The 23,866-nt window shown below is 62.5% G+C and carries 19 protein-coding genes and 1 riboswitch; of the genes, 7 read left to right on the top strand and 12 right to left on the bottom strand.

Translation table 11 applies throughout. The annotated features are described in order from the left end of the window. Window positions 1–2: 2 nt before the first annotated feature. The 7 genes from AC1DWZ_RS09855 to AC1DWZ_RS09825 all read right to left on the bottom strand — a co-directional run bounded on the left by AC1DWZ_RS09855 (window position 3) and on the right by AC1DWZ_RS09825 (window position 9,099). Window positions 3–1,814 carry a S9 family peptidase gene (locus tag AC1DWZ_RS09855; RefSeq protein WP_477168710.1) on the bottom strand — a complete coding sequence of 604 codons (1,812 nt, stop codon included), beginning with the start codon at window positions 1,812–1,814 and terminating at the stop codon, window positions 3–5. Further along, window positions 1,811–3,646 carry a S9 family peptidase gene (locus tag AC1DWZ_RS09850; RefSeq protein WP_477168709.1) on the bottom strand — a complete coding sequence of 612 codons (1,836 nt, stop codon included), beginning with the start codon at window positions 3,644–3,646 and terminating at the stop codon, window positions 1,811–1,813. The genes AC1DWZ_RS09855 and AC1DWZ_RS09850 overlap by 4 nt, the downstream gene beginning before the upstream one ends. Window positions 3,647–3,649: 3 nt before the next feature. Next, window positions 3,650–4,633 (bottom strand): ABC transporter ATP-binding protein, encoded by a 984-nt coding sequence (locus AC1DWZ_RS09845; RefSeq protein ID WP_477168708.1) that lies wholly within the window; start codon window positions 4,631–4,633, stop codon window positions 3,650–3,652. Further along, window positions 4,630–5,646, bottom strand: coding sequence for an ABC transporter ATP-binding protein (locus tag AC1DWZ_RS09840; RefSeq protein ID WP_477168707.1), 1,017 nt, complete (start codon window positions 5,644–5,646; stop codon window positions 4,630–4,632). Before AC1DWZ_RS09840 ends, AC1DWZ_RS09845 begins: the two co-directional genes overlap by 4 nt. After that, window positions 5,621–6,523 carry an ABC transporter permease gene (locus AC1DWZ_RS09835; RefSeq protein ID WP_477168706.1) on the bottom strand — a complete coding sequence of 301 codons (903 nt, stop codon included), beginning with the start codon at window positions 6,521–6,523 and terminating at the stop codon, window positions 5,621–5,623. Before AC1DWZ_RS09835 ends, AC1DWZ_RS09840 begins: the two co-directional genes overlap by 26 nt. Beyond that, a complete protein-coding gene (locus tag AC1DWZ_RS09830) occupies window positions 6,516–7,436 on the bottom strand; it encodes an ABC transporter permease (protein WP_477168705.1) in 921 nt (306 codons plus the stop codon). Before AC1DWZ_RS09830 ends, AC1DWZ_RS09835 begins: the two co-directional genes overlap by 8 nt. A gap of 73 nt (window positions 7,437–7,509) precedes the next feature. Then, the gene (locus AC1DWZ_RS09825; protein ID WP_477168704.1) at window positions 7,510–9,099 is read right to left on the bottom strand and encodes a peptide ABC transporter substrate-binding protein; all 1,590 of its coding nucleotides are present in this window, start codon (window positions 9,097–9,099) and stop codon (window positions 7,510–7,512) included. A 260-nt stretch (window positions 9,100–9,359) separates the two neighbouring features. Between AC1DWZ_RS09825 and AC1DWZ_RS09820 the strand changes: the two genes are divergently transcribed. Continuing rightward, window positions 9,360–10,667, top strand: coding sequence for an aspartate aminotransferase family protein (locus tag AC1DWZ_RS09820; RefSeq protein ID WP_477168703.1), 1,308 nt, complete (start codon window positions 9,360–9,362; stop codon window positions 10,665–10,667). A 149-nt stretch (window positions 10,668–10,816) separates the two neighbouring features. Here AC1DWZ_RS09820 and thiQ read toward each other — a convergent pair whose 3' ends face one another. From thiQ to AC1DWZ_RS09800, 4 genes are all read right to left on the bottom strand, one after another. Then, window positions 10,817–11,518, bottom strand: coding sequence for a thiamine ABC transporter ATP-binding protein (gene thiQ, locus AC1DWZ_RS09815; RefSeq protein WP_477168702.1), 702 nt, complete (start codon window positions 11,516–11,518; stop codon window positions 10,817–10,819). Next, window positions 11,505–13,112 (bottom strand): thiamine/thiamine pyrophosphate ABC transporter permease, encoded by a 1,608-nt coding sequence (gene thiP, locus AC1DWZ_RS09810; RefSeq protein WP_477168701.1) that lies wholly within the window; start codon window positions 13,110–13,112, stop codon window positions 11,505–11,507. Before thiP ends, thiQ begins: the two co-directional genes overlap by 14 nt. Beyond that, window positions 13,112–14,137, bottom strand: a complete 1,026-nt coding sequence (thiB, locus tag AC1DWZ_RS09805; protein ID WP_477168700.1) for a thiamine ABC transporter substrate binding subunit — start codon at window positions 14,135–14,137, stop codon at window positions 13,112–13,114. The genes thiP and thiB overlap by 1 nt, the downstream gene beginning before the upstream one ends. Before the next feature lie 64 nt (window positions 14,138–14,201). Further along, window positions 14,202–14,315, bottom strand: a riboswitch (TPP riboswitch). A gap of 28 nt (window positions 14,316–14,343) precedes the next feature. Continuing rightward, on the bottom strand, window positions 14,344–15,225 hold the full coding sequence (locus AC1DWZ_RS09800; RefSeq protein ID WP_477168699.1) for a phosphotransferase: 882 nt from the start codon (window positions 15,223–15,225) through the stop codon (window positions 14,344–14,346). Between the two features lie 140 nt (window positions 15,226–15,365). On the opposite strand from AC1DWZ_RS09800, the gene AC1DWZ_RS09795 reads away from it, so the two are divergent. From AC1DWZ_RS09795 to pip, 3 genes are all read left to right on the top strand, one after another. Then, entirely contained in the window at window positions 15,366–16,283 is a 918-nt protein-coding gene (locus AC1DWZ_RS09795; RefSeq protein ID WP_477168698.1) for a diguanylate cyclase domain-containing protein, read from the top strand. 210 nt (window positions 16,284–16,493) lie between these two features. Next, complete coding sequence (locus AC1DWZ_RS09790; RefSeq protein ID WP_477168697.1) at window positions 16,494–17,018, top strand: hypothetical protein; 525 nt, start codon at window positions 16,494–16,496, stop codon at window positions 17,016–17,018. Between the two features lie 98 nt (window positions 17,019–17,116). Beyond that, window positions 17,117–18,058: a prolyl aminopeptidase gene (gene pip / locus AC1DWZ_RS09785; RefSeq protein WP_477168696.1), complete on the top strand. Its 942-nt coding sequence runs from the start codon at window positions 17,117–17,119 to the stop codon at window positions 18,056–18,058. A gap of 131 nt (window positions 18,059–18,189) precedes the next feature. Here pip and secA read toward each other — a convergent pair whose 3' ends face one another. After that, window positions 18,190–20,826 (bottom strand): preprotein translocase subunit SecA, encoded by a 2,637-nt coding sequence (secA, locus tag AC1DWZ_RS09780; protein WP_477168695.1) that lies wholly within the window; start codon window positions 20,824–20,826, stop codon window positions 18,190–18,192. A 214-nt stretch (window positions 20,827–21,040) separates the two neighbouring features. Between secA and AC1DWZ_RS09775 the strand changes: the two genes are divergently transcribed. From AC1DWZ_RS09775 to AC1DWZ_RS09765, 3 genes are all read left to right on the top strand, one after another. Next, window positions 21,041–21,976 carry a peptidylprolyl isomerase gene (locus AC1DWZ_RS09775; RefSeq protein ID WP_477168694.1) on the top strand — a complete coding sequence of 312 codons (936 nt, stop codon included), beginning with the start codon at window positions 21,041–21,043 and terminating at the stop codon, window positions 21,974–21,976. 67 nt (window positions 21,977–22,043) lie between these two features. Continuing rightward, entirely contained in the window at window positions 22,044–23,279 is a 1,236-nt protein-coding gene (gene argJ, locus AC1DWZ_RS09770) for a bifunctional glutamate N-acetyltransferase/amino-acid acetyltransferase ArgJ (RefSeq protein ID WP_477168693.1), read from the top strand. Beyond that, window positions 23,260–23,844: a GNAT family N-acetyltransferase gene (locus AC1DWZ_RS09765; protein WP_477168692.1), complete on the top strand. Its 585-nt coding sequence runs from the start codon at window positions 23,260–23,262 to the stop codon at window positions 23,842–23,844. Before argJ ends, AC1DWZ_RS09765 begins: the two co-directional genes overlap by 20 nt. Window positions 23,845–23,866: the final 22 nt, after the last annotated feature.

Raw genomic sequence — 23,866 nt, 5'->3', positions numbered from 1 at the left:
CGCTACTTGGTGAACGCTTCGGCGAAGAAGTCCGCCATCTCGGCAAGCCAGCGCGCGCGGTTGCCAGCCTTATAGATGCCATGGCCTTCGTCGGGAAAGGTTAGCAGCCGATAGGGAATGTTGCGGGCATCGAGGTCCTTGACCGCCGCCTCGGTATTGGCTGGTGAGACATTGCTGTCGGCAAGGCCATGGACGATCAGCAGCCGGCCCTTGATCCGATCCACGAAATTGCGCGGCGAGGCGTTGAAATAACGGTCCGGGAACTGTTCCGGCGTACCGCCCATCATCTCCTCGCTATAGGCGCGGCCATGGGGCATTTCCGTCTTGTGGTAATCGATGCCAAGCTCGTACATGCCGCAGATCGGGCACGCCGCATCAACGAGGTCGGCAAACCGCGTGATCGCCACCCAGGATGAATAGCCGCCATAGGAAAGGCCCGCGACGCCGATGCGACCGCGCTGCGCCTTGCCGGCATCGATCAGAGCTTCGATTCCGGTGCGGATGTCATCCTGTTCGCGCCCGCCCCAGCCATCCTGCTTGATCAATTCGCGGAAGCGCCGGCCAAAGCCGGTCGAGCCGCGGTAATTGGGATCGAGCACGGTGAAACCTGCCTGCACCAGGAATTGCAACACCGGATGTGCCCAATCCTCGCTATGCCAGGTAGGACCGCCATGGACCCAGACAATGAGGCCGCGGCTTTGCTGCGCGGGTTCATAGAGCCAGCCCTGGATCTTTTCGCCGTCGCTCGAGATCCAGCGGAAATCCTGGGCAGCGATGTAGCTGCGTTGCTCCAGCTGCGATGCCAGCAAGACGGCACCACCGGTCGCCGGATCGAGGCGGAGAAAGGCATGCGGCCCGCTGGAAGTATAGGTCTCGACGATCCAGCTGCCATCGGGACATTGCTGGAGCGGCAGGACGCTCCGACCGCCAAGCTCGATCCTGCGCGCCTGGTAGGTCTCGAGGTCGAGCAGCCATGGTGTCAGGCGGCCGTCGACAAATTCCACCAGCATGGCCCGGCTGCCGTCATGGCCAACGACGACGTCCTCGATGCCGCGTGCGGGATCATCGATGATCCAGTCGATATCGCCGGTATCGATCTCTAGAATGCCGAGCCGCATATGCGTCTCTGTCTCCGCCAGCACCAGGATGCGGTCGTCATCCAGCCAGTATCCATGCGCGCGGAGGCGGTCGCCGGCCGCAAAGAGCTCGCGATCGCCGGAACCGTCCCACTGCGCCAGCCAGATCTGCGTGCCGGCCGGATGCCGATCGCTGCGGTGATAGAGAGCATATCGGCCGTCCGGGCTGATATCCGGCGCGCGGTCGACGATCGACTGCGCGCGCGCCATGACGCGGCGCTGGCCCGTCACCAGATCCTGTACATAGAGCCAGGAACCATCGGTTCCCGCCTTGGCTTCGTAATCATGATCGGCCGTGTAGAGCAGCGAGCGGCCGTCGGCATGGAGGGTGCCGCCAAAGACATAGTGATCGCTCTGTTCTGGCGTCAAGGCGACCGGCTTTGCACCGTCTGCGAGATCGAGGCGAAACAGGCGATCATGCTCGTTGCCGCCCTTCCCTTGCGCCAGGATGAGCGTCTGGCCGTCCTCGCCGATGCCGTGCACGAAAAAATGGTCACTGCCCTCGGTGACCTGGCGCGGCGCGGCCGAGCCATCGGTCGGGACAATCCAGACATTGCCGCTGTCGGTCGGGCCGCTCCAGGTCCAGGCGAGCCATTTGCCGTCCTTGGAAACATGCGGCGTCCAGGTCACACCGTAGCGCGACCAGGATCCGGCAAGCTCCGTGAACGATCCGCTCATGCAGCGAAGGCACGGGCGAAGAAGTCGGCGATGCGGCGATAGAGCACGCGCTGGTTCGCCGGCCGGCCGATACCATGGCCTTCGTCGGCAAAGGTCAGCAGTTCGAAAGCGACCCCTGCCGTCTTGAGACGCGAGATAACGTCGGTGACATTCTGTGGTGTCACATTGGGATCATTGTCGCCCTGGATGATCAGCAGCTTGCCTTGGATGTTACCAACAAAATGGATCGGCGAGCGCTCACGATAGCGAGCCGGTGCTTGCGCGGGCGAACCACCCATCATCTCCTCGGAATAGGGGCGGAGATCGGGACGCGTCGTCTCGTAATCGATGACGAGATCCGTCATGCCGCAGATGGGAGCGGCAGCAGCAATCGTGTCGGTCGGGAAATGCGTGATCGCCCACCAGGAGGAATAGCCGCCATAGGATGTGCCGGTGATGCCGACCTTGCCCTTGGCGGCGATACCGTCGCGGATCAACGCTTCGGCGCCTGTGCGGATGTCTTCCTGTTCCAGCCCGCCCCAACCCTGCAGCTTGATCGAGTCCTGGAAGGCAAGACTGAAGCCGGTCGAGCCGCGATAGTTAGGTGTCAGCACATGGAAGCCGCAGGCGAGGTAATATTGAATTTCAGGGTCGAATGCGTCTTCGTCGTGATGCGTCGGGCCACCATGGACCAGCAGGATCGTGCCGCGCAGCTTTTGCCGGCTGCGATAGAACCACCCCTGGATCTCCAACCCATCGATGGACTTCCAGCGATAATCTTCGGCCGGGATCAGTTCTGCGGAATCGATACCGGCGCGTGTCGGATGCTGCGCCAATACACCGAGAGCCTTGTACGTTTTGCCAAGGCGCAGCAGGCGCGCCGGGGTCTGCGCGTCATAATGCCAGGAGATCCAGGCACCATCTGCCGTCAGGCCGATCGGATCATAGGTGCCGGCGCCGGGCTTGAAGGGTTCCTCGGTGCGCGTCTTGGGATCAAGGAGCGACATCAGCGTGCGGGCATCGCGCACTTCTTCAACTATGATCTGCGACATGCGCCGCAGCCAGACCGCGTCTTCAACATTGCGCGCGGGATCGTCGACCAGCCAGTCGATGCTGCCGTCCTTCAGGTGCCACAAGCCGATGCGGTGATGCGTTTCGCTCTCGGCCGCCAGCACGATGCTTTGACCGTCTGGCGTCCAAGCACCATCGACCTTGGCCTTGTCACCGACATTGACGATCTCGCGGTCGAAGCTGCCATCGACCGCCGCCAGCCAGATCTGGCAGCCGGATGGATCCCGGTCCTTGCGTTCATAGAGTACATGCTGGTCATCGGGCGAGACCAGGGGCCACATGAAGGCGGCCTTCTCCGGCCTTGCAATGACCTTCTTGCCGCCCGTCTCGATGTCATGAAGATAGATGAGCGCGGGTTCGATTTCCGCACCGCTCACCGGATCGACATTGGCGGCATAGATGAGATGTCTGTTGTCGGCCAGCAACTGGCCGCCATGGATGTAATAGTCCGGCTCTTCCGGCGTCAGGCGCCGCGACGGTCGCCCATCGAGAAAGACCTGCAGCAGGCTGGTGCGCTCGTCGCCGCCCGACGATTGGCCGACGACGATCGAGCGGCTATCCCGCGCCCAGATCAGATAATCGCAATCGCGCCCGTCATCAACCAGGCAGCGAGGCTGCGCACTGCCATCGGCCGGTTGCAGCCACAGCTGCGTGGTGGGTGCGAGCTTGGCCCAGATCCACGCGAGCTGCGTGCCGTCCGGCGACAGGCCGGCGGAATAGATTGTCGGCAAGTCGAGAAGCCGGTCGAGGAACGGATCGATGGTAGTGAGATCGTTTTGCATGAGTCAGATATCGATGTGATGGCAGGCCGCGAGATGGTTCTTACCATAGCTGACCAGGGGTGGCTCCGTCTGGCCGCAAATCGCGGTCGCCTTCGGACAGCGCGATTGGAAGCGGCAGCCCGCAGGCGGGTTGATCGGCGAGGGCAGATCGCCTTCCAGCAGCAGGCGCGCCCGTTGCCGTTCGGTCCGTGGGTCGGCGATGGGGACGGCGGAAATCAGCGCTTCAGTGTAGGGATGGAGGGGTTTTGCATAAAGATCGTCGCGGTCGGCGATTTCCATGACCTTGCCGAGGTAAAGCACCATCACCCGGTGGCTGATATGCCGCACCACCGCCAGATTGTGCGAGATGAACAGCAAGGAGAGGCCGAGGTCGCGCTGCAACTGCATCAGCAGATTGATGATCTGCGCCTGGATCGAGACGTCGAGGGCCGAGACCGGCTCGTCACACACGATCAGCTTCGGTTTCAGGATGATGGCGCGGGCGATGCCGATGCGCTGGCATTGCCCGCCGGAGAATTCATGCGGGAACCGGTTGGCCATGCTGGGTGCCAACCCCACCTGTTGCATGGTCGCCAACACGCGGGCGCGTACCTCTGCCCGGCCAAGTTCAGGATGGAAGATGCGCAGGGGCTTGGCGATGATCGCTTCCACCGACATGCGCGGATCAAGCGACGCCAGCGGATCCTGGAAGATGATCTGCATGTGCCGGCGCGCATCCCGCATCGGCCCGGGCCTAAGGCCGAGCAAATCCTGCCCCATCCACAGCACACGGCCCTCGGTCGGTTCGATGAGGCGTAAAATGGCGCGGCCGAGTGTCGTCTTGCCGCAACCGGATTCGCCGACAATGCCCAGTGTCTCGCCCGCCTGCAGTTCCAGCGAGACACCATCGACCGCACGCACCGGCGCACCCTTCCCGCCAAAAAGATGTGCCGCCCGCATCGGGAAATGTACTTTGAGGTCGTCAACCTTGAGGAGGGCGTCGCTCATGCCATGACCCCGCGCATATGACAGGCGAGGCGGTGGCCGGACGGACCGGTCACCAGCGGCGGCATGGTCGCGGTGCAGATGTTTTCCTTCAAGGCACAGCGGGGCGCAAACGGACAGCCCGGCAGGTCACCCATCGCGGCACGCGGCTGGCCGGGGATGGTGACCAGTTCGCCATGGGTCGCCGCATCCAACCGCGGGGTCGCTGCCAGCAACCCGCTGGTATAGGGATGGCGCGTGTCGTGGAAGATATCATCGACCGCTCCCTCCTCCATGATACGGCCGCCATAGAGCACGATCACCCGGTCGCAGAGCCGTGCGATGACGCCGAGATCATGAGTCACGATGGCAACCGACGTCCCAAGATCACGTCCGAGATCCGCCATCAGTTCCAGGATCTGCGCCTGCACCGTGACATCGAGCGCCGTCGTCGGCTCGTCGGCCAGCAGCAAAGCCGGCCGGCACAGCAGGGCCATGGCGATCATCACGCGCTGGCGCATGCCGCCGGAAAATTCGTGTGGGTAGAGGCCGATGCGGCGCCTGGCATCCGGAATGCGGACACGGTCCAGCATTTCGGTGGCGATCCGCAACGCCTCGCCTTCCGACATGCCCTGATGCGCGGTCAGCACCTCGGTCAGCTGCTGGCTCACGCGCATGTAGGGGTTGAGCGAGGTCATCGGATCCTGGAAGATCATCGACATGGCCGAGCCGCGGATATCATCGAGCTCGGACGCCGGCCGGTTCAGCAATTCGGTGCCGCGGAACTTGACGCTGCCATTGGCTTTGCCGTTGCTGGCCAGCAGCCCCATGATCGAGAGCAGGATCTGGCTCTTGCCGGAACCTGATTCTCCGACGATGCCGACCACCTCGCCAGGCTGGATACTGAAGGCCACATTGTCGACCGCCGTCACCCAGCCCTGCGGCAGCTTGAAGCGCACGGACAGACCGTCGACCGCGAGCAGCGACCCAGCCGTCTGCGGCGCGACGCTTTCAGCGCTCGTTGGGATCAAAGGCATCGCGCAATCCATCGGTGATGTAGTTGAGGCAGAACAGGGTTAATGCCAGAAAACCACCCGGCAGCAGCAACAGCCGCGCATCGGTTTCCAGCTGTTTCGCGCCATCGGAAATGAGGGTGCCCCAGCTGGCGGCCGGTGCCTGGACGCCGATGCCGAGGAAGGAGAGGAAGCTTTCGGTGAGGATCGCCTCCAGCACCAGAAGGCTGGAATAGACGATCACCACGTTGACGGAATTGGGCGCCACATGCTGCCAGATGATCTGCCAGCTGCTCATGCCGCCTGCCCGCGCCGCCTCGACAAATTCGCGCTTGCGCAAGCTGACGGCCTGGCCACGGGCGATGACGGCGGGTGTCAGCCACAATGTCACCACGACGGCGATGAACAGCGAGACATTCTTCATGCCCAAAAGATCACCAAGGCTGACATTGATCATGATCACCAGGAACATGAACGGGACGGAGAGCAGGATATCGACAAAGCGCATCATCAGATCGTCGACTTTGCCGCCCAGATAGCCGGCCGTCGCACCATAGACGACGCTGATGAGGACCGAGGCGATGGCGCCAAAGAAGCCAAGCGCCAACGATACCTGGCCACCGCTCAGCACGCGGAGCAGCAAATCGCGGCCGAGATCATCGGTACCGAACGGGTGGATGGTGAAGAGATTGACCGGCGCCGACAGGTTCTCGAAATCCGCATCCTCAGCCGTGAACGGCATAAAGAACGGGACCACGAAACAGCCGAGGATGATCAGCGCCAGGATAAACAGGCTGACCACGGCCAGGCGATTGCGTGTGAAACGGTAGAGTGACGCGCGGAAGGGCGAGAGGCCCTGCGCTACAGCCGGGACGGGAACTGCGGCAGTGATGTCACTCATAGCTCACCTTGGGATCGAGCCAGCTGCGTACGAGATCCGTCAGCAGATTGGCGCCGATGACGATGGCGCCGTAAAACATGGTAACCCCCATGACCAGCGGATAATCGCGCCCCGTGGCACCTTCGACGAAATAGCGGCCAATGCCGGGAATCTGGAAGATCTGCTCGATCACGATCGAGCCCGTTATGGTGACGGCGGTCGCCGGCCCAAGATAGGCCACCACCGGCAGGATGGCGCCCCTCAATGCATGGCGGATGATCGTGCGCCGGGCGCCGATGCCCTTGGCGCGGGCAGTGCGCACATAATTGCTGCGGAGCGTCTCGATCATGCTGGCCCGCATCAGCCGCGAGACATAGGCGATACCGGGCAACGACAAGGTGATGATGGGGAGGATCTTGAAGGTCCAGCTGCCGTCCCAGCCGGCAATGGGCAACCAGCGGAGATCGAGACCGAAGACCAGCTGCAGTACCGGGCCGATGACGAAGATCGGAATGGCTAGGCCCACCATGGCGATGGCGCCGGCACCGTAATCAATGGATGTGTTGCGGCGTAAGGCACCGGCGATGCCGAGCCCCAGGCCAATGAGCGTTGAGATGATCATCGCCCAGATGCCGACTTCCAGCGATGTCGGCAGGCCGATCGCGATCAGTTCCGAGACATTGTAGTCGCGATATTTCATCGACGGGCCGAAATCGAAATGCAGCACGCCCCATATCCAGCGGCCGAACTGCATCCACAGCGGCTCATCAAGATGGAACGCCTTCTCGACATTGGCGCGGATTTCATCTGGCACCCGGCGGTTGCCGGAGAAAGGCCCCCCGGGCGCGATGCGCATCATGAAGAAGCTGATCACCGCGAGGGCGATCAGGGTCGGCACGGCACCGAGGATGCGGCGGATGGCATAGGCGAACATCAGTGTGGCTTTTGGCTGACTGTGTGTGGTGATGAAAAGGGGGCGAAATCCAAAGATCCCGCCCCCGCTTTCATTACTCGGCGATCGACATGAAGCGCGTCGGGTGCGCGTCGGCCGGATTGTCGGCCCAGCCTTGCAGCTTCTTGGCGATGAGATGCCGGTTGGGGCTGGAGGCAAGGGGTGCCACCAGATAATCATCAAGCAGCGCCTTCTCGGCCCCGGCCAGGACCTTCCAGCGTTCCGCCTGGTCGGTGAGCGGCATCGCCTTGTCGAACGCCGCCTCGAAGGCCGGGCTCTTCCAGTGGTAGCCCACCTCGGCGCGCGGATCCATGTAGGCGAGATAGGTTTCCGGCCCCGGGAAATCGCCGATGAGATTGTCGTTGAAGACATCCCAGCCGCCCGCATTGAACGCCGCCAGCCAGCCATCGCGATCCTGGGCATTGACCTTGGCATCGACACCCAGCACCTGCTTCCACATCACCGCGACCGTCTCCGCCTGCTTCTTGTAGGCATCGTTGGTGCTGGATTCGATGGTGAGCGACAGCGGCTTGTCGGGACCGAAGCCAGCTTCGGCATAAAGCGCCTTCGCCTGTGCGATCCGGTCTTCCTTGCTCATGCCGGCTTCAGCAACCTTGGGTGCATCGTAGCTGGGGATCGGCACGACATAGCCGTAGGAAACGACATAGCCACCCTTCACCACCTTGTTGACCAATGTTTCGCGGTCGATCGCCATACTCAAGGCTTGGCGCAGTTTAATGTTATCGAACGGCGGCTTCGTGATGTTGAAGCTCATGTAATTGGTTTCGGTCGAGGGCGAGATATGCACCAGATCGGCGAACTCGCCTTTGAGCGCGTCGATCTGCGCGGTCGGGATGTCGGCCGTGGTATCGAGTTCACCCGCCCGCCACAATTTGACGGCGGTGCTGTCATCCTCGGTCACCCGGTAAACCACTTTGTCGATCTTGACGTTGGCTGCATCCCAATAATTCGGATTCTTGACTAGGGTCACCTGGCTCTGCGGCACGTTTTCGGTGAGGACATAGGCACCGTTGGTGACGATATTGCCCGGCTTGATGAAATCCTTGCCGAACTTCTCCAGGCTCGCTTTGTGCAAGGGCGGCGCATAGAAGGAACCCAGCACGAACAATGTATGCGGCGCCGGCGCATCCAGCTTCAGCACAACCGTTCTGTCGTCTGGCGCGGAAATGCCGACGCTCTTTGGATCCTTGCTCTTGCCATCGACCAGATCCTGCGCGCCTGCGACCCGGATGGTCGAGGTGAAGATATAGGCCTTGTCGGAGGCCGTTTCCGGCGAGATGGTGCGGATGATGCCGTCGACGAAATCCTGCGCTTTCAGCGCATCGCCGTTCGACCATTTCAATCCGTCGCGCAGATGAAAGGTATAGGTCAGGCCATCGTCGCTGATGTCCCACTTTTCGGCAGCACCCGGAATGACAGCGCCGGCCGCATCGCTGCCGACCAACCCTTCATAGAGATCGTCGAGTACCCAGCCTTCCCAGGCGAGAAAGTTGATATGCGGGTCGAGCGTGCCGATGGTGGCACCTATGCCACGGTTGAGCACCGTTTCAGCCGATGCGGTAGCGGCCGAAAAGGCCAGCAGCGCAGCGACACTGGTCGCCAGCGCGAACTTCCTGAACAACATGACCCAGATCTCCCAATCCGTTTGTTTCAAGTCCCTGTAGCCCAAAGCGCCGGCCGGTTGATCCAGCCTGGTCGCCAGCGTTGTCGAGCGCCAGCCTAGCCCCGCTCGCCCGTTGCACACAAATGCGCTAAAACGAATCCCGCGGCGCGCCTGTTGCGACGCAATAGAGAATTATCGCCAGCTGTATACAGCTGGCCAGCCACTCTAATAGACGAGCCGGGGGCTCTGTCAAGCGGAGCCGCCCCCAATTTGAGGTCCCGATGAACGTTTCCCTGGATGCTGCCCTTGCCGAAGCCGAAAGTCGCTTTGTCGTAGCCAACCCAACGAGTCTTGCCCGCCACGATGCAGCGCGCAGCGCGATGCCGGGCGGCAATACACGGACCGTCCTCCATTACTCCCCCTTCCCGCTCTCCTGGAGCCGGGGGGAAGGCGCCACCCTCACCGACCTCGACGGCCACACCTATACTGACTTCCTCGGTGAATATTCGGCCGGCCTCTATGGCCATTCCAACCCGCTCATTCAGGCCGCCATGCACAAGGCGATCGAAGACGGCACCGTGCTGGGCGGTCCCAATGTCTATGAAGGGGAACTGGCCGCCCTGTTGAAGAGCCGCTTCCCGTCGCTGCAGCAATTGCGCTTCTGCAATTCCGGCACCGAAGCCAATGTCTTTGCCCTGATGACCGCGCAGGCGGTGACCGGCCGCAAGAAGATCATGGTGTTCGACGGCGGTTATCATGGTGGCGTCCTCTATTTCGGCCATGGCGGCATTCCCATCAACCTGCCGCTGGACTGGGTTCTTGCCCCCTATAACGATGTCGAGGGAACGCTGGCTCTCATCCGCCAGCATGGGTCAGACCTTGCCGCCATCCTGGTCGAACCGATGATGGGCAGCGGTGGCTGCCTGCCGGCGCGGCGCGATTTCCTGGGTGCGCTCCGCCAGGCCGCCAGCGAGCTCGACATCATCCTGATCTTCGACGAGGTGATGACGTCGCGCCTCTCCTCCGGCGGCCTCCAGGCGGCATTGGGCGTCACACCGGACATGACGACACTCGGCAAATATCTCGGTGGCGGCGCCTCGTTCGGCGCCTTCGGGGGACGCGCCGATATCATGGCGCATTACGATCCGGAAAAACCCGGCTATTGGCCCCATGCCGGCACCTTCAACAACAATGTGCTGAGCATGGCAGCGGGGCTCACGGGTCTGCGCGACATCTATACACCGGCCGCCGCCATGGAACTCAATGCCAAGGGCGATCGGTTGCGCGACGGGTTCAACATCTTGGCACAGAAACATGATGCCGGCCTGGGTGCCACCGGCTGCGGCTCCTTCATCGGCCTGCATTTCACCAAGGAGATCGTCGATCGGCCCACGCATCACACGGATGAGGAAGAGGCGCGGCGGAGCAAACTCCACAAGCTGATGCATCTCGACTTCATCGCCGCCGGCCTCTATTTCGCGCGGCGCGGTTATATGGCGCTGAGCCTGGCACTCACCGACACGGACATCGACCGGTTCCTGGCGCAGACCGAGGAATTCATCCTCTCGCGCCGCGCGCTTATCGGCTAGGGCACTTCAAGTCCTACCAAACCCCTCTCCCCGCCCTCTCCCCGCCCTCTCCCCGCAAGCGGGGCGAGGGGGTATTGACCGAGCGTCGCCTTGAGCCCCTCGCCCCTCTGGGGAGAGGGGTTGGGGTGAGGGGTGATTCAAGAATACCTCTAAGTCCCCAGATAGCTGCGGATGGCGGGGTGCTGGGATGCCAGCACGGCCGCCGTTGCACCGCTCATCACCACCTTGCCGTCAGCGATGAAGCTGGTGCGGCTGGCGGCGAAGACAGCGTCCGCCGGATCATGGGTCACCATGAGGATTGTGAGGCCGTTTCGGTCTTTGAGATCCAGCACCAACTGCAGCATCTCGTGCCGCAGCGCTGGTCCCAGTGCCGCAAAGGCCTCATCCAGCATCAGCACCGGGCGTTTCCTAAGGATGCAGCGGGCGATGGCAACGCGCTGACGCTCGCCGCCCGAGAGCTGGCCCGGCAACCTTTCCTCGAAGCCGGTGAGGCCGACCTGCTCCAGGCCCCAGGCGACCGCGACACGGTCTTCGTCGCTGAGGCGCAATCCCGGATGCAGACCGAGGCCCACATTCTGTGCGACGCTGAGATGGGCAAAGAGATTATGGTCCTGAAACAGCGTCGTCACCGGCCGCGCATCGGGGGCGAGATCGGTGATGTCGACGCCGTCCACGGTGATGTTGCCGGCCTGCGCGGCCTCGAAGCCACCAATGAGGGCGAGGAGCGTGCTCTTGCCGGCACCGCTCGGGCCGACGATGGCCATGGCCTCGCCTTGCCCGACCGCAAGGTCGAACTGCATCACCAGATCTTCATAGGTGAATTGCAGGCCGGCAATCTCAATGTAGCTCACGACCACCCACCACCCGTTCGATCGTCCCGTAAAAGGCCAGCGCCAGGGCCAGCAGGATGAGGGCCGTGCTCGCCGCCCCATCCAGCCGATATGCCCCCAGCTGGTTATAGAGCAGCAGCGTGAGGTTGATCATGTCCTGATTGCCGAAGAGGGCGATGGCGCCGAGATCGCCCATGGCAATGACACTGGACAAGGCAAGCGCGGTCGCGATCGGCTTCCTCATGGTCGGCCAATCGATGTGGAGAAATCGGTTCCAGCCCTTGATGCCCAGTGCTGCACAAAGACGGTCATGGCGTTCCGCGGTCACCGTCAGCGCCGGTTCCAGCACGCCCAGCACAAAGGGCAACGCCATGATGGCGCTGAGCAGAATGACGCCAGGTGCCGCGATGCTGTAGAGATCGACACGACCGGCGGCCGCCAGAAAAATGCCCGTCCCGATGACCATCGGCGAGATGAACAGGCCGAGACGGCCGGCAAGACCCAGCAGCATGGCGCCGCGTCTGGCATGTGCCGTCAGCGCCTGCTGCCGTGCCTCGGCAATGACATAGCCGATCACCGTCGCCATGAGGCCACCGGCGAGGCCGAGGCCAAGACTAATCGACCCAGCCCGCACTAGGCTGGCGATGGGGGCCGCCGCGACCATGCCGGCAAGCCCCCGCTGCACCAGCGCCAGGATCGGCAGACCGATAAAAATGGCACCGAGGATGATCGTCCCGAAATCGAACGCGCGTGCCACGCGGGTGCCGCCGTCATAGCGATGCGCCACCAGGCGCGTGCCATTGCCAAGCACCATCTGCCTGCCCGTGCGCCACACGAGCCAGGCACCGGCGGCGCAGAAACCGGCCTGCAGCAACGCCAGCAACGCACCCAGCCGCAGATCGAAATCGAAACGCAGGGCCTGATAGATGGCAACCTCCAAGGTCGTCGCCTTGGGACCACCGCCCAGGGTCAGCGCCACGGCAAAGGTCGTGAAGCACAGCATGAAGATGATGACGGCGATGCCCGGCAACTGCTGGCGCAGCAGCGGGATCTCGATGATGCGGAACACGTCGCGGCTGCGCATGCCAAGCTGTGCGGCGAGGCGCCAGGTTTCCGCCGGTACCGAGGCGAAGGCCGGCAGCAGCAGGCGGATGGCGAGCGGCAGATTGAAGAAGACATGGGCGATGAGAATACCGCCCATGCCGTAGAGCCGCGGCTGCCAATCGAGCCCCATGAAGCTTGCAGTGCTGGCGAGATAGCCGCTGCCGCCATAGACCGCAACGACACCGAAGATGCCGACGATGGTCGGCATCACCATCGGCAGGGCACAAAGGCGCAGCAGCAGCAGGCGTCCGGGAAACGCCGCCTGGCGCGCCAAGGCCCGCGTCATCGGCACGGCAGCCAGCAGCGACAGCAGGGTCGAGAGCAGCGCCTGGCCCAGCGTAAAACCGAGTACGCGGCCGATATAGGCATAGGACCCGGCCATGTGATCGCCACCACCCGCTGCCAGCAGCAGCACAAAGACGGCGATCGCCAAGCCACCCAGAACCGTGGCCAATCCGAAACCGGTCAGGACGGTTGCGGAAAGGCCGACGGCTCCGGGGGATCGCGCCATCACTGGCTGACGATATCCATCCATTCCTTGGTCCAGGCATCGCGGTTAGCGGCGGCATCGCCCGCCGACAGCAGCAGGGATTTTGCCGGCTTCGGCAGCGCCGTGAACTCCTTGGGCAGGTCGGCGCCGATGTCGGTGACCGGGTACATGTAGTTGGTGGTGGGAATGACCTTCTGCGCGTCCGGCGAGATCAGGAACTGCAGGAAGGATTTCGCGAGATCAGCATGAGCCGAGCCCTCGATGCGGGCCGCCACCTCGATCTGCATGTAATTGCCTTCCGGAAAGACCAGGGCTTGATAGCGTTCGGTCTTTTCGACGATCTCGTGATAAGCGGGCGAGGTCGTATAGGAGAGAACCAACGGCGCTTCGCCCTGGGTGAAGAGGCCGTAAGCCTCGCTCCAGCCCTTGGTCACGGTGAGGATCTTCGGTTTCAAGCCGGCCCAGATCTCTGGCGCCTTGTCGCCATAAACCTGGCGCAGCCACATCACCAATCCCAGGCCCGGCGTGCTGGTGCGCGGATCTTCGATGATGATCTTGGGCGTATCCTTGCCGTCGGCGAGTTCCGCAAGGCTCTTGGGCGGATCTTTGAGCTTCTCGCTGTCATAGACGAAGGCGAAATAGCCCCAATCATAGGGCACGAAATCGGCATCATCCCAGGCGATCGGTAATTTCAAGGCCGACACATCGGCACCATGCGGCGCAATCAAGCCGGTGGCTTTGGTCTCGGCGGTGAGATTGGTGTCCAGGCCCAGCACGACATCCGCCTTGGTGTTCTTGCCTTCGAGCTTCAGGCGCGCAAGCAGGGCCGCACCATCTTCCAGCGCCACCCAGCTGACGTCGCAGGCGCACTGCGCCTCGAACGCCTTTTCCAGCACCGGGCCGGGGCCCCATTCGCTGGTGAAGGAATTGTAGGTATAGACGGTCAGTACCGGCTTCTCGTCAGCCCAGGCTGAAAAGATTGGGGCCGAGACGACAGCAAGAACAGATGCCAGGACCGTCGATGTCAGTATGGCGCGCAACCGCATGATCTATCTCCTCCGCTTGGGCGCTGGATAGAGAGACAGAAATCGGGATTGGGACCGTGTGGCTTGCAATCGCTGACTCATATCCCTCCGCCGGCATGACCCGGATCAGGTTCCGCGGGTTGAAGCGCGCTTTCGCTTCTCTCAGCCCCTGCAAACTGGGGCACCCCGTTGAGTGGCGGCCACTTTCGTCAGGAAGGCCCAATTTGTCAAGCGTGCTGCAGCCAAGCGGCGTGATGCGGGTCAAGGAGCCGCTGTTCCAGCCGTTGGATGCGCCGGTCACGCAGATCGATCAAATCGTTGGAATCGTTGCCGGCTGCGATTTCCGCCTCGCACCAACTGGCAGCCACCAGATTGAGGCTGGTTTTGTAGAGCTCGAAGCGCGGCAGCTGCGTTGGGCCGATCAACGATTCGATGATGGTGGGTGTCTCGTCAAATCCGGCCTCGAGCGTCACCGCGGCAAGATCCCAGAGCGGTTCTTCCATCGCCGCAAATTCCCAATCGATGAGTTTCAGGCTTCCATCATGGCAGCGCAGGAAATTCGCTGGATTGGGATCGATGTGGCAGGGCGCCATCGGCATCGGATTGCGCGTGAGCGCTGCCTGCACCGGCGCCAGCCGGCGGCGCAGGTCCAGCATGCGCGGGGCTGGCGCCAAAGTGAGATAGAGATCGATCGCCTGGAACAATCCCTGCCGGAAAGGAAAGCGGATCGGTGCCCGGTGCAATCTGGTCAGCAGCGACAACACCTCTGCAAAGATCTCGGGCAGCGCAAAGTCCGTCGGGGTGAGTGGCCGCGCACCGGTTTCATAGGCCGTGATGTACCAACCCTGCGCCGGGTCCGCCGCCAGCACGCGCGGGCTGAGGCCCAGATCCGCCACCGCCTGCGCATTGGCCGGTTCCGCGCTGCGGTCGAGATAGCGCGAGGCACTGGCGCCGGGCCAGCGCAGCACCAGATCCTCATCTTGCGCGCGCAGCCGGTAGCTGCGGTTGGTGATGCCGGCCAAGGGCGTCACCCGCCAGTCGGCACGCGGCACCGCCGCCAGCAGCGGCTGGGTGCGGAAGAGTGTCTCGATGTCGCTGTCCAAGGTCATGGTCCAGCCGCATAGCGGAGATGTGGCCAATCTGGCAAGCCTTCTCGAAAGCCATCGGAAAGCTATCTGTTGTCTTGTTTGGCCGCCTCTGTCACCGTGGCCAAAGATTTTCTCTTAAGCTGCAGGCGAGCGCCGATTTCATGAGCGACACCACCAATTCTACCGAGGCCATCATGACCCTGGTCGCCCTGACCGGCGATGCCGGCCTCGGCGCCGATCTCAAGCGCCAGATCGCGGAACGGCCGAGCGATCCCCTGGACCTCGTGATCGCCACCGATCCGGAAGCGACATTGCGGGCCCTTTCGGTCGCTGGCGCCCGCGGCGTGGCACTCTATGATCTGCGCGGTGCCGGCCGGGCCCATCATAATCTGCTCTCAGCCATCCCGATCATTTCGCGGGCGGGTCCGGTCATCGCCCTCGTCGACAGTGACGGATCGCAGATCGCACAGGCAGCAGCGGCAGCTGGCGCCATCGATATCGTGGCTGCGGGTGATCTTTCCGCCGTCGTGCTGCGTCGCGCCGTCCGCTACGCCCTCGCGCGGCGCGATTCCGAACGCAAGCTTGCGCGCCTGCGCCTCTTCGATCCGGTGACCAGCCTGCCCAGCCAGATCCTGTTCTGGGAAATCCTGTCCCTCGCCGTCCGCCGCGCCAAGCGCAACAAGGATTTTTTCGCCATCCTGCTGGTCGATATCGAGAACCTGCCCGATGGCCACGGTGAGGACGGTGCCTATCAGGATCTGGCCATGCGCGAGCTGGCCGAGCGCATCACGCCCACCTTGCGCGGCAGCGACACCATCGCCCGTTTCGAGCAGCAGCAATTGGCGATCCTTGCCGAATCGATGCCGCGGGTCGAAGACATCCAGATCGTTGCCGAAAAGATCATCGAGGAGATCGGCCGCCCGCTCTCCGTCGGTATCGGCCCGGTGGCCCTCAATGCCGCGATCGGCATCTCGCTCTATCCCACCAGCGCCACCGGGGCCGAAGGGCTGCTGTCTCGCGCCACCGACGCCATGCTGCAGGCCCGCGAGCGCGGTGCCAACATGTTCGTCTTCGCCTGAACCGAACTCGCCAGTTCTCTTCGATACACTCCAACTCGTCATCCTCGGGCTTGACCCGAGGATCTGCTGGCAACAGCACGGCAGCTGGACCTGATCCTCGGGTCAAGCCCGAGGATGACGGCGTTAAGTTGCGGCGGGCCTGAGAGTCACCCACGGCACAGGGTTTGCATCGTTTCCCCCAGATGGTGAACCAAGGGGAAGAATCTGCCCATGTTGTCCATGTTCTCGAAGAAGACGGAAGCCGAAAAACCCAATAACCGCAGCAGGATAGAACCGGAAGCGGGGAGACCCGCTTTGGCCGGCAATGTGACGCCCTTGAAGGTACCGACGGCATCCGTTGCCGCGCGCCAGGAACCGCCCCGCGCCCTTGAAACCAGGCCAGCGGTCCCGCAGCGCGCCAAGGTGTTCGAGAATGTGCCCACCGTCGGGCAGTATCTCTATCACCTCAACAACGATATCCGCGCCTTCACCCGGTCCGAAACCGAGCATGCCGTCCATGCCTGCACCCCGGTCGAGGTGCAACGCGTGGCCCGGTTGCTGGCCAAGCTCAAGGGCCGCTATCTCGCCCAGATCGTCGATCTTGGCAGCAACAAGCGGGCGCCCATCGGCGAACTGGATATCGCCGATATCCGCCGCTCGCGCGAAATGGCGGAAGAGCTGGAACTGGGCCTCAAGGCCCTGCGACACGCGATCGAGAATGGTGATCTGTCGCTGGACGGCGTGAAACACGATTGATCCAACGGCATGCGGGGCACCTTGCCCCGCATGCCGGGATCGCCTAATCCTGAGGGCTCAGTTTCTTTCTCCTTTTGAGCCTCCAGGACGGATCCAGCATGCGCACGCTCTACCCGGCGATCGAACCCTATCGCACCGGCTATCTTGAGACTGGCGACGGTCATCAGGTCTATTGGGAAATCTCCGGCAACCCGGACGGCAAGCCCGCCGTGTTCCTGCATGGCGGCCCAGGCGCTGGTTGCAGTCCGGCGCATCGGCGCCTGTTCGACCCAAAGAAGTATCGCGTATTGCTGTTCGACCAGCGTGGCTGCGGCCGTTCGAAGCCGCATGCCAGCCTGGAAAACAACACCACCTGGGATCTGGTGAAGGATATCGAGAAGCTGCGCGGCATCATGGGTGTCGAGCAGTGGCTGGTGTTCGGTGGCTCGTGGGGGTCAACTTTGGCGCTGGCCTATGCCGAGACACATCCCAAGCAGGTGAGTGAGCTCGTCGTGCGCGGCATCTTCACGCTGAAGCCGCGCGAGATCGCCTGGTATTATCAGAATGGCGCTTCGAATCTGTTCCCGGATCTGTGGGAAGCGTTCCTTGCCCCCATTCCCGAGGCTGAGCGTGGCGATCTGGTGGCGGCCTACCGGAAGCGCCTCACCGGCACCGACGCCAACGCGCAGATCGAGGCAGCGCGCGCCTGGAGCATCTGGGAGGGCAGCACAATCAAATTGCTACCTAACAAGCAGAACAGCACCAGCTATGGCCAGGACCAGTTCGCTCTCGCCTTCGCCCGCATCGAGAATCATTATTTCGTCAATCACGGCTGGCTCGAACCAGACCAGCTCATTCGCGATGCCCACAAGCTGAAAGATATTCCTGGCATCATCATCCAGGGCCGCTACGACATCTGCACCCCAGCCGTCACCGCCTGGGAACTGCACAAGGCCTGGCCGGAAGCCGATTTCGTCATCGTCGACGATGCCGGGCATGCGTTTGACGAGCCGGGCATCATGAACCAGCTCATTGAAGCAACGGACCGGTTCGCGAAGTAAGTAAGCGCCCCCTCACCCCAACCCCTCTCCCCAAAGGGGCGAGGGGCTTTTATAGTGAGCTCGCTTGAAGCTCCCTCGCCCCGCTTGCGGGGAGAGGGTTGGGGTGAGGGGATTGAGCGAGCGGGCCCGCTCTACGCCGTCAGTTGCCCATGGCAATGCTTGTACTTCTTGCCCGATCCGCAAGGGCATTCGGCGTTGCGGTTGAGATTGGCCCAGGTCGCCGGGTTGTTCTTGTCGATCCCGTTCGAGATGACCGGCGGCGGTGCGGCGGGTGCAGCCTGCTGCGGGGCTTCTGCCCGGATTTCAATGTGCGAGAGCATCGAGGTCGCTTGTTCCCTGAGGCGGTCGAGCATCGCCTCGAACATCTCGAAACCTTCGCGCTTATACTCGTTCAACGGATCGCGCTGGCCATAGGCCCGCAAGCCGATGGCGTGACGCAAATGATCCATGTTGAGAAGATGCTCTTTCCAGTTCTGGTCCAGCACCTGCAGAATCAGCGACTTTTCAATGGCACGCATGAGGTCCGGGCCGGTGTTGGCGGCCTTTTCGGCCATGCGGCTGTCGACCGCTTCGACCAGGCGCTCGCGCATGGCTTCATCGGCGATACCTTCTTCCTTGGCCCAGGCCGCGAAGGGCAAATCGAGCGCGAAGATGCGCAGGACCTCTTCATGCAGGCCCTTCACGTCCCATTGTTCGGCGAAGGCTTTTTCCGGCACATAGCGATTGATGAGGTCGTTGATGACCTCGTGGCGCATGGAGGCGACCTCTTCCTTGAGGTCGGTCGCTTCCATCATTTCCTTGCGCTGTTCGTAGATCACCTTGCGCTGATCGTTCATGACGTTGTCGAACTTCAGCAAATTCTTGCGGATCTCGAAGTTGCGCGCTTCGACCTTCTGCTGTGCCTTCTCGAGCGCCTTGTTGATCCAGGGATGGACGATCGCTTCGCCTTCCTTGAGCCCCAAGCGCTTCAGCATCGTATCCATGCGCTCGGACCCGAAGATGCGCATGAGATCGTCTTCCAGGCTGAGGAAGAAGCGTGAGGCACCCGGATCGCCCTGGCGGCCCGACCGGCCGCGCAGCTGATTGTCGATGCGGCGGCTTTCATGACGTTCGGTCGCGATGACGAAGAGGCCGCCGGCGGCAAGGGCCACCTGCTTGGCTGCTTCGACCTCGGCCACGATCGCGGCAATGCGCGCCTCGCGCTCGGGGCCTGCCGGCATGTCGGCCAATTCGCGCTCGATGCGCATCTTGACGTTGCCGCCCAGCTGGATGTCGGTACCACGGCCGGCCATGTTGGTGGCAATGGTGACCGCACCCGGCACGCCGGCATCGGCGATGATATAGGCTTCCTGCTCGTGATAGCGGGCATTCAGGACCGCGTGCGGGATCTTCTTTTTCTTCAGATGCTCGGAGAGGAGTTCCGACTTCTCGATCGAGACGGTGCCGACCAGGACCGGCTGGTTGCGCGCCCGGCATTCCTCGACCAGTTCGCTGATCGCCTTGAACTTCTCGGCGGCCGTGCGATAGACCTCGTCGTCATAATCCTTGCGGCTGACCGGCACGTTGGTCGGAATTTCGACCACGTCGAGGCCGTAAATGTCGGAAAATTCCGGGGCCTCCGTCATGGCCGTGCCGGTCATGCCGGCAAGCTTCGGATACATGCGGAAATAGTTCTGGAAGGTGATCGAGGCCAGGGTCTGGTTCTCGTTCTGGATCGAGACGTTTTCCTTGGCTTCCAGCGCCTGGTGGAGACCTTCCGAATAGCGGCGGCCTTCCATCATGCGGCCGGTGAATTCGTCGATGATGACGACCTTGTCGTCCTTCACGATATAGTCGACATCGCGGGTAAAGAGCTTGTGCGCGCGCAGCGCCTGGTTGACGTGATGCACCAGGCTGATATTGGCGGTGTCGTAGAGCGTCCCCGACTTCATCAGCGCCACACCGCGCAGCAACTGCTCGATATGCTCGTTGCCGGCATCGGTCAGCGTCACATGACGCGACTTCTCGTCCTTCTCGAAATCCTCGTCGACCAGATGCGGGATCAATTTGTCGACCTTGTAATAGAGGTCGGAATTGTCCTCGGTCGGACCTGAGATGATAAGCGGCGTCCGCGCTTCGTCGATGAGGATGCTATCGACTTCGTCGACGATGGCGAAATTGAACGGCCGCTGCGTCATGTCCTCGACGCGGTGCTTCATGTTATCGCGCAGATAGTCGAAGCCGAATTCGTTGTTGGTACCGTAGGTGACGTCGCAGGCATAGGCGGCGCGGCGTTCCTGGTCGTTGAGGCCATGGACGATCGAGCCCACGGTGAGCCCGAGGAACTGGTAGACCTGCCCCATCCAGCTGGCGTCGCGCTTGGCCAGATAGTCGTTGACCGTGACGACATGGACGCCCTTGCCCTCGATGGCATTGAGATAGACCGCGAGGGTCGCGACCAGGGTCTTGCCTTCGCCGGTCTTCATTTCGGAAATCCGGCCCTGGTGCTGGACCAGGCCACCCTTGATCTGGACGTCGAAATGCCGCTGCCCAAGGGTGCGCTTGGCCGCCTCCCGGACGGTCGCAAAGGCATCCGGCAGGATATCGTCGAGGGTCTCCCCCTGCTTCAAGCGGTCGCGGAGCCAGCCCGTGCGGGCGCGCAAATCCTCGTCGCTCAAGGCCTTAACTTCTGGCTCCAGGGCGTTCACCGCAGCGACCGTCTTGTCCAAGCCCTTAATAAAACGGTCATTCGCGGATCCGAAGACCCGCCTCGCCAACGCCGCGAACATGCTTAGAAACCCTTAAAATTCCGGATTGTGGTTGCGGAAGAGATAGGTCGCGGGCGGCGCCCTGTCAACTTGGGGTGAAGTCACGGAAATCCTTGACCTTTCCGCTTGTAAGGCCGAGCACCGTTCGGCATAGTCCCCGGCGCTCGCTGGGTTTTCGGCCTCCAAAGCCTGTCCCCGGCACCCCATAAAGGCACCAAAGGATACCCCCAATCCCATGGCCACTCAGATCTTCCGCCAGGCGCTCGTCGCCGGCGTTATTCTCGCTTTCGGCGCTGGCTTTGCCCAGGCCCAGGACAATACGACGACCACGGCGCCGGCGACCGCCCCCGCTGCGACCCCGGCCAAGCCCGGCGTACCCGACCCCAAGCTGGTCGTGGCCAAGCTCAACGGCACCGACATCACGCGCCAGGACATCATCGATTCCGCGGCCGGCCTGCGTGAGGATATCCGCAACAATATCGACCAATTCTTCCCGCAGCTCCTCGACCGCTACATCTTCCTGAAGCTGGTCGCCGAAAAGGGCCGCGCCGACGGCCTCGACAAGGATCCGGAAGTGGTCAAGATGGTCGCCGATTCCGTGAAGCAGATCGAAGACAATGCCGTTCGCGAGATCTTCTTTAGGAAGCAGATCGAGGCGAAGATCACCGATGCCGCGGTCGACGCCCGCTATGACGAGCTCAAGAAGAAGTTCGACGAGGAGGTCGCCAAGACCCCGCCGCAGCGCGAGATCGACGCCAGCCACATCCTGGTCAAGACCGAGGAAGAGGCAAAGGCGCTCATCGAACAGCTGAAGGGCGGCGCCGATTTCGCGAAGCTCGCCCAGGAAAAGTCGACGGATACCAGCAGCGGCAAGAATGGCGGCGAGCTTGGCTGGTTCACCCAGGACGTCATGGTCAAGGAATTCGGCGATGCCGCCTTTGCCATGAAGAAGGGCGAGGTCAGCCAGACCCCGGTGAAGTCGCAGTTCGGTTTCCACATCATCAAATTGAATGATGAACGCACCAAGGCGCTGCCGGCATTCGACAAGCAGAAGGACGAAATCCGCCTCGATCTCGTCGAAGAACTGCGCCAGGAAGTGGCAAAGAACCTGAAGGAAGCCGCCAAGCTCGACATCATCGATCCCAATGGCGGCGTAAAGCCGGCCCAGTAAGGCCGTTTACGTCAGATCGTTCATTATCGTTATCGTTCGCAACAACCCGACGAAAGGCCGACAACAGATGGGCGCCAAGGTCTCGCCGCTTGCACCGACCGTGTTTCATCCGTTGCCGGCCTTGGCCGGGCTGCGGCTCGCCGCCAGGGAATGCGGCGTCCGCTATAAGGGCCGCAAGGACGTCATGCTGATGGAGGTTGCCGCCGGCAGCACCATCGCCGGCGTGCTGACGCGCTCCCTCACCTGCTCTGCCCCGGTAGATATCTGCCGGAAGCATTTGAAGGGCGGCAAGGCTCGCGCCATCCTGGTCAATGCCGGCAATGCCAACGCCTTCACCGGCAAGGTCGGGCTTGAGGCGGCGGACCGCTGCTTGAAGGCCACGGCGAAGGCGCTGAAGTGCCAGCCGCGGGAAATCTATATCGCGTCCACGGGCGTCATCGGCGAGCCGCTCAACGACAAGGCAATCACCGAGAATCTGCCGGCCCTGATCAAGGACCTGCAGGCCGATGCCTGGAACGATGGCGCCCGCGCCATCATGACCACCGATACGTTCGAAAAGGTGGCGAGCCGCACAGCCAAGATCGGCGATGCCGAAATCACCATCAACGGCATTGCCAAGGGGTCGGGCATGATCGCCCCGGACATGGCGACCATGCTGGCCTTCGTCGCCACCGATGCCAAGATTCCGGCTGCCATCCTCCAAACACTGCTCACCAAGGCGGTCGACCGCTCGTTCAACTGCATCACGGTGGATGGCGACACCTCGACCTCGGACACGCTGCTCCTGGTGGCGACCGGCCAGGGGCCCAAGCATAAGAAGCCGGCCTCAGCCACCGATCCGATCCTCAAGGAATTCCGCGCCGCCCTCGAGTCGCTCCTCACCGACCTGGCTGTCCAGGTCGTGCAGGACGGCGAAGGGGCCGAAAAGCTCATCACCATCGATGTCACCGGGGCGGCCAGTGCCGCTGCCGCCCGGCGCATCGGCCTCTCGATCGCCAATTCCCCCCTGGTCAAGACGGCGATTGCCGGCGAAGACGCCAATTGGGGCCGCATCGTCATGGCTGTCGGCAAGTCCGGCGAGAAGGCCGACCGCGACAAGCTCTCCATCAGCATCGGCGGTGTCGAGATCACACGCAACGGTCAGCGCCGCCCGGACTATGACGAGACGCCGGTAGCCGCCCATATCAAGACCCGCGACGTCAAGATCGGCGTCGATGTCGGTATCGGTACGGGCAAGGCCCGCGTCTGGACCTGCGACCTCACCCATCGCTATATCGAGATCAATGCCGATTATCGTTCCTGATATCGAGACCGACCGCTTGCTGCTGCGTCCGCTCACCCAGGCGGACGCGCCGGAGATTGTGCGCCTGGTCAACGATTTCGACGTGGCACGCTACACCTCGACCATTCCGCATCCCTATGACATGCAGATGGCATTGGATTTCATCGCGGCGCCCGAAGCCGACCCACAGGCAGCATCGCGTTTCATTGACGATCCGGAAGGCGCCATCGTGCTCGGCATCATCGTCAAGGCAAGCGACACCCTGGTGGGCTGCGTTGGCCTGCAGAAAACGCCGGAAGGGCCGGAGCTCGGCTATTGGGTCGGACGCGAACATTGGCGCCGCGGCTATGCCTCCGAAGCTGCCGGCCGCCTGGTGCGGTTGGCATTCGAGAATTTCGCCTTGCCGGAACTGGTCGCCTCCGCCGTCACCATCAATGATGCCTCGCACAAGGTGCTGGAAAAGATCGGCTTCACCATCTGCGGTACCGGCGAGATTCACAGCCGCGCCCAGAACTGCCATCTGCCGGTCATTCACCGCCGGCTGAAGCGGAACGACTGGCTGCGGAAAATCGGACGGGCTGCGTGACGGTCGCGGCGTGAGCGACTCC

The organism is Dongia sp. P2_B8 (genome assembly GCF_056404715.1).
Note: the sequence above shows the minus strand (reverse complement) of the source record. Positions and strands in the feature narration are given on the sequence as shown.

What these genes read in the sequence shown, in the direction of transcription:
- AC1DWZ_RS09820 (WP_477168703.1), top strand. Translation starts at nt 9,360, where the DNA reads ATGAACGTTTCCCTGGATGCTGCCCTTGCCGAAGCCGAAAGTCGCTTT.
- AC1DWZ_RS09775 (WP_477168694.1), top strand. Translation starts at nt 21,041, where the DNA reads ATGGCCACTCAGATCTTCCGCCAGGCGCTCGTCGCCGGCGTTATTCTC.
- AC1DWZ_RS09855 (WP_477168710.1), bottom strand. Translation starts at nt 1,814, where the DNA reads ATGAGCGGATCGTTCACGGAGCTTGCCGGATCCTGGTCGCGCTACGGT.
- AC1DWZ_RS09765 (WP_477168692.1), top strand. Translation starts at nt 23,260, where the DNA reads ATGCCGATTATCGTTCCTGATATCGAGACCGACCGCTTGCTGCTGCGT.
- AC1DWZ_RS09790 (WP_477168697.1), top strand. Translation starts at nt 16,494, where the DNA reads ATGTTGTCCATGTTCTCGAAGAAGACGGAAGCCGAAAAACCCAATAAC.
- AC1DWZ_RS09800 (WP_477168699.1), bottom strand. Translation starts at nt 15,225, where the DNA reads ATGACCTTGGACAGCGACATCGAGACACTCTTCCGCACCCAGCCGCTG.
- argJ (WP_477168693.1), top strand. Translation starts at nt 22,044, where the DNA reads ATGGGCGCCAAGGTCTCGCCGCTTGCACCGACCGTGTTTCATCCGTTG.
- AC1DWZ_RS09795 (WP_477168698.1), top strand. Translation starts at nt 15,366, where the DNA reads ATGAGCGACACCACCAATTCTACCGAGGCCATCATGACCCTGGTCGCC.
- AC1DWZ_RS09845 (WP_477168708.1), bottom strand. Translation starts at nt 4,633, where the DNA reads ATGAGCGACGCCCTCCTCAAGGTTGACGACCTCAAAGTACATTTCCCG.
- AC1DWZ_RS09840 (WP_477168707.1), bottom strand. Translation starts at nt 5,646, where the DNA reads ATGCCTTTGATCCCAACGAGCGCTGAAAGCGTCGCGCCGCAGACGGCT.
- thiB (WP_477168700.1), bottom strand. Translation starts at nt 14,137, where the DNA reads ATGCGGTTGCGCGCCATACTGACATCGACGGTCCTGGCATCTGTTCTT.
- secA (WP_477168695.1), bottom strand. Translation starts at nt 20,826, where the DNA reads ATGTTCGCGGCGTTGGCGAGGCGGGTCTTCGGATCCGCGAATGACCGT.
- AC1DWZ_RS09850 (WP_477168709.1), bottom strand. Translation starts at nt 3,646, where the DNA reads ATGCAAAACGATCTCACTACCATCGATCCGTTCCTCGACCGGCTTCTC.
- AC1DWZ_RS09830 (WP_477168705.1), bottom strand. Translation starts at nt 7,436, where the DNA reads ATGTTCGCCTATGCCATCCGCCGCATCCTCGGTGCCGTGCCGACCCTG.
- thiP (WP_477168701.1), bottom strand. Translation starts at nt 13,112, where the DNA reads ATGGCGCGATCCCCCGGAGCCGTCGGCCTTTCCGCAACCGTCCTGACC.
- AC1DWZ_RS09835 (WP_477168706.1), bottom strand. Translation starts at nt 6,523, where the DNA reads ATGAGTGACATCACTGCCGCAGTTCCCGTCCCGGCTGTAGCGCAGGGC.
- AC1DWZ_RS09825 (WP_477168704.1), bottom strand. Translation starts at nt 9,099, where the DNA reads ATGTTGTTCAGGAAGTTCGCGCTGGCGACCAGTGTCGCTGCGCTGCTG.
- pip (WP_477168696.1), top strand. Translation starts at nt 17,117, where the DNA reads ATGCGCACGCTCTACCCGGCGATCGAACCCTATCGCACCGGCTATCTT.